Here is a 5,568-nt window from a genome sequence, read left to right on the forward strand (position 1 = left end):
CATCGGGATCGTCGTGCACGATGAGTCCGTTGCCACGCTGTTCGACCCCGTACAACACCGGCCAGGGCCCATCCCCGGGCATCTGAAAATCTCTGCCTGACAACGTCACTCCAAAGCGATACCCGGCGGGGACGACGATGGAGGTAGGTAGGATTCCGATGTCGAGATCGACGGGTTCTCCCGGCGTCAGAGGTAGCAGTCGCTGGTGTGTGTGCCACGGCTGGTACGGGCGGCTGGCCTCCTCGTCGAGTTCTCGATGTGATGCACGCAGCCAACCGACGCTGATGACGCCACGCTCGTCCATTGCCGATACCAGCGAGATCTCGGTACCGTCTGGGTGCTGTACACGCAATGTGCTGAACACGTCGGCATCAGTCGTCGTCGAGGCGAGCCGAATGTGCGCCGACCCGGGTCCTGTGATCTCCACGGCTTCGCTCAGCGGTGCCGTCCAAAAGTCGGCCCCAGGACCTAGCGCGTCGAACGCGACACTGCCGTCCTGGGTTGGCGGATCGGTGGTCAACGTCTGGTCGGCAGCGTCGAGGTAGAACCGCGACCAAACAGTCCGCGCCAGCGGCCATTCGCTCTCGTCGCGCGTCTCGAAGGATCCATCGACATGACGAATGTTGAGTTGCACCGGTGGCTGGGTGTCCCACCCGGTGTCCTCCCCTTTGAGGAAGTGGCCAAAATACCTTTTCTGAAGGCCCACTCCGTAATCGGTGTAGAACTCGCCGAAGTGTGCACCTCCGTGAGCCTCGAGCCATTTCTGCGTCGACGCGACCTTGCCGAAGGCGTCGAAGTTGCCACGGGTGTGGAGATGGTGCGACCAGTTGGCGGCCGAGAGCACGGGAACGGAGATCCGGGACAAGTCCGGAGTGCGATCACGGCTGAAATCGTCCAACAGGTGTCGCGTCGTGCCTTCGGCAATTGTTTCGACGCGCGCCAGGGCAAGCTCTTCCGCGCTGCGCGTCGGGGGGCCAGCTACCAGCTCGCCGTTGTTCGGGTTCCGTCGGCCGTTCTCGCCGACGCCGTGCTGGACAGTGAAGATCTGGTGGTCCTGCCAGGGTTTTCCCATGCTGTTGACAATGCCGCCGTGGCGGAACATATCGCGGTAGATATCGGTGAAGCCCTCCCAGGGACAGATCGCGACGAGATGGGGCGGGTTCAGCGCGGCGACCAGCCACTGATTAGCCGCGTAGTACGAAATGCCAAGCAGCCCTACCCGTCCGTTTGACCACGCCTGGACGCCGGCCCACTCGATGGCCTCGTAGTAATCCTCAGTCTCCTGCGGACTCCACATGTCCAGTAAACCCTCCGAACGACCCGCGCCCCGCGAGTCGACCCGGATGCACACATACCCGTCCGGCACCCACTTCTCGGGATCGACTGTCTCCCATACCTGATAGGAGTTGCTAGTACCGGCAACAGCATCGGGGAACTCGGCGACGAGGCGCTGCCACATGGGCGCGTACCCCTCCGAGAATGGAAGGCCCTTGGCATACGGTCCAACAGTCATCAGCACCGGGTACTCGCCGTCGTTCACGGGCCTGAATACATCCGCACGCAGGATTGCGCCATCTCTCATCGGCACCGGTACGTCCCAGTCGATGCGCATGCCGTGTGCCCTCTCGCTGCGCTCAGTGATGTCACCCATTTCTCACCCTCCTCAAACGCCAGAAACTTGCGTTAGCCCAGTATGCGTGCGCCGATCTACAAACGCAAGTACTTTGCGTTAACGCTAGCAATGAGAGCGGCGCAGACCCCCTTCTGCGCTAGCCTGACGTGGTGACGACGGCTGAAAGTCCCCGCCGACCTGGTGGCCGATCCACCCGCGTTCGCAAGGCGGTCCTGGACGCCACTCGATCAGTCATCAACGACCAGGGCATGGCGGGTGTAAGTGTTCCCGACATCGCCGCGCGCGCTGGAGTTCACGAGACGTCCATTTACAGACGATGGGGAACCCGAGAGAATCTCGTCATCTCAGCGTTGCTGGACGAGGCCGAAGAATGCCTGCCCATTCCTGATACCGGATCTCTGCACGACGACCTGCTGGCCTACGCTACGGCTCTGGTCACCTATCTGAGCAGTCCTGCCGGGAACGCGTTGGACCGTGCCCTCGCGTCCGGTGACGACGGTCCAGCCGCCACACAGATGCGAAACCAGTACTGGCGCAATCGCTATGCACGCGCGGGACAGATTTTCGCTCGTGCCATCGAACGCGGCGAACTATCGCCGACAATCGATACCCGGCTAGCGCTCGAAATGCTGGGGGGCCCAATTCATTTCAAGGTCGTCATGACCCGAGAACCGCTGACCGTCGACTTCACCCGACGCCTGGTCGCGCGGTTGACCGTCTGCCTCACGTCGAGCGAAGCATCATTGCAGGATTGAACGCTCAGGACCGCCGCCCCGAAACTTGACGTCCCGGTCAGCCCCACGCCTGCGATGGCAGGATGCCGACTCCGGCTCGGAAGGACGGCGAGGCCGATGGTAGTGCAGGAACTGCGCGGCGGTGGGACCCGGTCACGACCGCGCTGCCGTTGCCGGGATCTGGGCTTGACGCCAAGCTGCGAGAAAGCCGTTCTGGCCTTGGGACAACAAGTCGGGATATGGCATTTTCCAGAGCGAATCAGGCAACTCGGTTCCCCACCGCCCGTCATCCGAGAAGATCTCGAAGTCCCACCAGCCGTCGTAGCCGCCGCGTTGCAGAGCGCGGATCAAGGCCGGGAAGTCAATGGATCCGTCGCCGGGAAGAACACGGTCTGCCGCGCAGCGGGCTGGTTCGCGCCAGTCGCTGTACTGGACGGTAAAGATCCGGGATCCGTATTTCTCGCTGTCTTCGAGGATGTTTGCGGTGTCCCACAGGTGATAGAGGTCGTAGCAGAGGCCAACTGAATCGCTACCTACCTCATCGATGAATCGAATGGCGTCTTCCAGTGTGCGTAGGAATGTGAAGTCAGCTCCGACATCCCCGCGACATACTTCGAGCGCAATTCGCGTGTTGTTTGCCTCCGCCGCCCGGGATGCTGTTCGCAGTCCGTCTACGGCCATCGACCAGGCCTCTTTCGGCTGGTAGCCCTGTGCCGATCCGGTAAGCATGACGATACTGTCGGGCTCGAACGGTGCCAGACGTTCGATGCTCGCGCACATGAGATCTACGCGTTCTCCGAAATCCGTTGGGCCGGGGTAGACGTACGACGGCTTGACCGGTAGCGGTGAAATGTTCTGCGGTATGCAGGACGACGCCTTGATACCCGATCTCTCGAAAGATCGGAGTTGCGCGTCGAATTCGACGACTTTGTGTTCGGCGATCGAGATACCGCCTGCGCCGGCTTCTTTGATCAGCAGAAGATCGTCGTCGAAGGAGGTATCGGGGATGGATAGCTGGCAGATCGATAGTGCTGGCTGGCTGGGCATATGGGGCTCCCTGTTGTGGTCCGCGTGTATCCGCGCGCTGCTCCCCCGGTCTATCGCCTCGATCGCCCCGGTTTCCTAAAAGCCGGATGCTTGCCTTAACGCAGTATGCCGCGCGTCACACCGCTAAAGCAAGCCTTTTGCTTTAACTCGGATGGCCGCTCGCTGCATGGCGAATCAACGCGGGCTCGGCGCAGTTTGATCATGACGGAACGGGGCTGCGAGGAGGTGTCACTCGCGTCCGGGACTCCGAGCACCCCAGCCTGCAGCGATGAACGTTCTCAGAGTGGCCGCTTTTGAGTCGCCTGGCGGCGATGCGGTCGTCTCGTCGTCCTGGCCCAAGTCGACTGCCCGGCCGTCGAAGGCGCTGCTCGTCAGAGCCCCTACGGCAAACAAGTACGACCACGTATAGAAGCCAGGCTCGTGACCCGGATTGACGCGCCGAATCGTTTCGATGAACTCTCTGGCCATGGGGTCGAACAGATCCCGGATGATTCCTCTTTGCTGGCTCGACGGGTCCGATGCCTCGCGTAAGGCCAACCGCGCAAACCAGATGTCGGCGGGGTCGTCGTGCAGGCGCAATACGGGGTCGAGGAATGCCGAAACGAGGCTGTCGATGGCATCGGGACTGGCTACGTCGACGGACCGCAGCAGTTCGAGTCGTTGGTCATTGACGTACTGCCTGCGGTCGAAGACCGCTCGGTAGAGGCTCAACTTTGTGTCGAAGTGATAGACCAGCAACGAAAGCTTGACATCGGCACTGGTCGCGATGGTCCGCAGGGTGGTGCCGTGATATCCCTCCCTGGCGAATACCCTTTCGGCGGCTTGCAGGATCCGACCACGTCTGGTGTCGGCCCCATCGGTGGGGGCGAGCGACGATTCGTTCATGCGGTTCCTCCGAGTCGACCAAGTATCAACGGTAGAGCGACGGCACCCTTGACCCACTGACTGAACGTACGTACAGTCAGTGTCGCCCTTCGCGGAGTCTGAGAAGCGCAAGAAGTGGCTTTCTACTCGACGTCTCGAGCGGCGTGCGTGATACCTCGGTTCGCCCCATGGGCGTACGCGCTGGTGAGACGTGCCGGGGAGCGGCCGGTAACCAATCGATTGCCCTTAGGAGCCCCCTTGCCTTCACCATCGCGAGAGTCGACTGCGTCTTCCATTGCGGGACACAGACGCCTCGTGGATATCTCGGTATCCCTCCAAGCCAATATCGCCTCAGACCCGCCTGGTCTCGTACCCGAGATCGAATACTTCTCGCATCAAGACACCGTCGATGATGTTCTGGCCTTCTTTCCGGGAGCGAGCCGCGAAGATTTGCCGGACGCAGAAGGGTGGGCACTGGAGCGAGTTCACATGACGACTCACAGTGGGACTCACCTCGATGCGCCCTACCACTATGCGAGCACCATGAACGGCGGTGAACGGGCGATCACCATCGACGAGGTGCCATTGGAGTGGTGCCTCCAACCCGCGGTGAAGCTCGACTTCCGCCACTTTCCCGACGGATACGTCGTCACCGCAACCGATATCGACGCCGAGCTCGACCGCATCGGCCATCGCCTCAGCCCTCTGGAAATTGTCGTGGTGAACACGAGCGCCGGCCGCCGCTACGGCCACGACGACTACGTCTCGAAGGGGTGCGGTATTGGCCGAGAGGCCACGCTGCGACTGCTCGAGCAGGGTGTACGCCTGACTGGTACCGATGCGTGGAGCTGGGACGCCCCGTTCACCTATACCGCCCAGAGGTTCGCGGCCGAACACGACGGCTCCATTATCTGGGAAGGCCACAAAGCTGGCCGAGAGATCGGTTACTGCCACATCGAGAAGTTGAGCAACCTGGAAGCGCTTCCGTCGACGGGGTTTCAGGTGTGCTGCTTCCCGGTCAAAGTTCACGCAGCCTCGGCGGGATGGACGCGTGCGGTGGCGATCCTCGACGAAATCTGAAGCGCGCGTTGAACGAACCCGCGTGCCGGTCGCAAGGCCCCCCCGATTCCTGCGACGCGCAGCCTGCAGACGCCATTCGTTCCCTCCTTGGCGTCCGCCGACTGACGGGACGCGGAGGGGTAGTCAGGACGCGGTCAGTCCGAGTTCGCGGAGCCGATCCGCATGTTCCGCGAACCACGCATCCTCCTCCCCCGGCGCGGGCATGATGAG

Annotated in this window: 5 protein-coding genes; 2 read left to right on the top strand and 3 right to left on the bottom strand. The window is 62.0% G+C overall.

Features of this window, described 5'->3' with window-relative positions:
* Positions 1-1,651 (bottom strand): CocE/NonD family hydrolase (locus tag ABW137_RS04860; protein WP_526397445.1); only part of this gene is annotated, 1,651 nt, incomplete at its 3' end.
* A gap of 128 nt (positions 1,652-1,779) precedes the next feature.
* Here ABW137_RS04860 and ABW137_RS04865 point away from each other — a divergent pair.
* Positions 1,780-2,388, top strand: a complete 609-nt coding sequence (locus ABW137_RS04865; protein WP_526397447.1) for a TetR/AcrR family transcriptional regulator — start codon at positions 1,780-1,782, stop codon at positions 2,386-2,388.
* Between the two features lie 132 nt (positions 2,389-2,520).
* On the opposite strand, the gene ABW137_RS04870 is transcribed toward ABW137_RS04865, so the two are convergent.
* Together ABW137_RS04870 and ABW137_RS04875 are read right to left on the bottom strand one after the other, a co-directional pair.
* Positions 2,521-3,414 (bottom strand): sugar phosphate isomerase/epimerase family protein, encoded by an 894-nt coding sequence (locus ABW137_RS04870; protein ID WP_526397449.1) that lies wholly within the window; start codon positions 3,412-3,414, stop codon positions 2,521-2,523.
* A 228-nt stretch (positions 3,415-3,642) separates the two neighbouring features.
* Positions 3,643-4,299 (bottom strand): TetR/AcrR family transcriptional regulator, encoded by a 657-nt coding sequence (locus tag ABW137_RS04875; protein WP_526397451.1) that lies wholly within the window; start codon positions 4,297-4,299, stop codon positions 3,643-3,645.
* A 237-nt stretch (positions 4,300-4,536) separates the two neighbouring features.
* On the opposite strand from ABW137_RS04875, the gene ABW137_RS04880 reads away from it, so the two are divergent.
* A complete protein-coding gene (locus ABW137_RS04880; RefSeq protein WP_526397453.1) occupies positions 4,537-5,358 on the top strand; it encodes a cyclase family protein in 822 nt (273 codons plus the stop codon).
* Positions 5,359-5,568 lie beyond the last annotated feature (210 nt).

Source organism: Mycobacterium sp. (genome assembly GCF_040509115.1).
Taxonomy (GTDB): domain Bacteria; phylum Actinomycetota; class Actinomycetes; order Mycobacteriales; family Mycobacteriaceae; genus Mycobacterium.